General features: G+C 48.3%; 1 protein-coding gene. It reads right to left on the bottom strand.

The features are described 5' to 3' along the window. A partial coding sequence (locus WEIDD23_RS00055) for a Xaa-Pro dipeptidyl-peptidase (RefSeq protein ID WP_242865402.1) occupies nucleotides 1-1,915 on the bottom strand: 1,915 nt, incomplete at both ends.

Here is a 1,915-nt window from a genome sequence, read left to right as displayed (position 1 = left end):
AATCGATAACGGGTTGGTTGCAGGGTGAGCGCCACGTCAACAAATTCGTCTGGCACAAGGTCATCCACACGCCATGGTGCTGTCCGATTCTGAAGATTGATGTGACCAATACTAATCATCTTTTCAGTCGTTGGTTTTGCCAATTGAAATTCCACTAATGGCGTCGGCTGCCATCCAGTACCACGATCAATTAGCACGCCCTGCGGTCGTGGTGTCGCTGCTAGACGCCGGGCTTCACCATAATCAACCAGCATGGCGCTCACTAAGCCAACATCTGCCGATGACTTAATCCGTAATTGTAACGTCACTTCACCATCAATGACCATATCCTTTTCAAAAGCAGGTTGCACAAAAACCACCCGGTTCACATCTAACTTGTCATTCTCACGTTGCAACATCTGTTGGCGCCACGCGTTGAAATCTTGCTTATACGCGGCAAAATCGTCCGCGATTTGCCAGTCTTCATACTGAACTGTCGCCGTTTCAGCAACTAATGGCAATGTTGTAAGCGTCGTCGTCCCCCACTCATGCCCGGTCTCCCAAGTCTCAGCTTGATCATTTGCTTGCCAAGTAACATCTGGTAACTGGCTAGCTGCTTGATTTTGGACACCGTAGAGCTTATAGCTCAACCACAAATTCATTTGATCCGCAAAATCAAGGGAGCGGTTATTGTTAATGTAAATATGTTGTCCTTGGTGAAGATACAGTTTCTTAACTACTGGCAATTTTTGTAAGTTTTGCCATAAGCGGAACACCTGACGTGGTTTAACATTCCAATCATTCAAACCATGGACCATCACAATATCAGCCTGAATATTTGGCACATTATTTAGGTAATTACGCGCATCCCAGTACGTATTGTAATCAGCGGTGGTACGATCCATATGCTCAGCCGTTGCATGCTGGAACCCATGCCATTGCATCTTGGTACGGTGCCAATCCGCACTATCCAACATGCGCGAATACACTAATTCCGCCAAGACATCCATATCCTCGCCAGGGAAACCACCGGGCGCAATGACCAAACCGTTATCACGGTAGTATTGATACCAATCCGAAATCGCCGCTTCAGAAATCACCGTTTCCAGACCGCGTACGCCGGTTGTTGCCACCGCGGTCGCCAGTGTCCCCAAGTAAGACTTACCCGTCATCGCCACTTTACCATTCGACCAGTTTGCTTTAATGGTTTGACCACTGTGCTTATCGATGAATGCCAGCCGGTCACCTGCCAACCACTCAACAACAGCCCGCATGCTAGCCACCTGTTCTGGTGACCCTGTATCCTGCATCCCGTCCGAATGACGCGTCCCGACCCCAGCTGAATAGACAACCGCAAAGCCACGTGCCAAGAAATAATTGTTTAAATCAACATGTGACGTACCAGTAAACGATTCTGTCGTTTCAGTCACCTCGCCTGCAATTTCGTGGGCTTCGGGCAAGGCTTCTTGTTCAGGCTCATATTTAATCTCTTCATACGTCAACGTGTTGGGTGTTTTGCGTAACAGTGCGACGTCAACATTGTGAACCAACGCATCATTCGCTTCATTATTTAGCCCTTGGTAATAAGGTGACGCGGTAAAGAGCGTTGGCACCTTAACGCCAGTATCTGGTCGAATTACCTCGGCGCGCACCAAATCTCGGACACCATCGCCATCAGTGTCAACGTCCGTCTCAACGTACACCACTTCACGAATTAACGCACTCGTATCAAATGTGGCCATTGCCTTACCATTGAAAAACAGTGGCACGTTGTTCTTCATAAAATACCCACGACTAGCTAGGTCGTCAATGAATTGCAGCCCATTACGTGTATGCGTCACCAATAATTGGTACCAAGCTGTCAAAACATCATCCGCATCCCAACGTCGCGCCTTGTGATAGAGTGGCAAATTAATGGTCGCCACGGCTTCAGCCA

The organism is Weissella sp. DD23, from assembly GCF_001579105.1.
Taxonomy (GTDB): Bacteria; Bacillota; Bacilli; order Lactobacillales; family Lactobacillaceae; genus Weissella; species Weissella cibaria.
This window is presented reverse-complemented; position numbering and strand designations above follow the sequence as displayed.